The organism is Halorubrum sp. Atlit-26R, assembly GCF_003666015.1.
In the GTDB taxonomy this organism is placed as follows: Archaea; Halobacteriota; Halobacteria; order Halobacteriales; family Haloferacaceae; genus Halorubrum.
The window spans coordinates 1-486 of record NZ_QPLT01000444.1; the positions used below are offsets into that span (position 1 = coordinate 1).

Consider the following 486-nt stretch of genomic DNA (forward strand, 5'->3'; position numbering starts at 1 on the left):
TGTACGTCGACGTTCGCGTCCATTGCCCGGGCTGTAACTCCCAGGACACGGTCGACGACCTCATCGACCGGGGCGGTTGCGACTGCGAGTAGTCCGTTTCGCGCTTTCCGAACCGCGGTATGGAGCGACCAGTGACGACCGAACTCTCGCGAGCTCTCGGGTCGAAAAGCGTTCCATCGATAGCTTTGGAACGTGTTTGTGGCACCCGGGACAAGAGACACGTTCCAATGATAGTAATGGAACGAGTTTTGGAAGCGTCACCAACTGTTTTCACGGACCCCCGTGTCGAACATCGTATGGCCACGACGAACGGACCGGCCCGCCTGACCGTCACGCGATTCGCCGGTCTCGACGACGCGACCGTCGAGTTCGAGCCCGGCGTCTCCGTCGTCGCGGGACGGAACGCGGCCGACCGAACACCGCTCATGTGGGGTCTCGCGGCCGCGCTGGGAAGCGATGAACCTCCGTTCGAGGAGAGTGCTGACG

At 62.3% G+C, this 486-nt stretch carries 2 protein-coding genes; both read left to right on the top strand.

The features are described from left to right. A partial coding sequence (gene rdfA, locus DVK07_RS24305) for a rod-determining factor RdfA (protein ID WP_342765657.1) occupies positions 1 to 92 on the top strand: 92 nt, incomplete at its 5' end. Between the two features lie 204 nt (positions 93 to 296). Beyond that, the coding region (locus DVK07_RS21375) for an ATP-binding protein (protein WP_147441332.1) at positions 297 to 486 on the top strand (190 nt) is incomplete at its 3' end.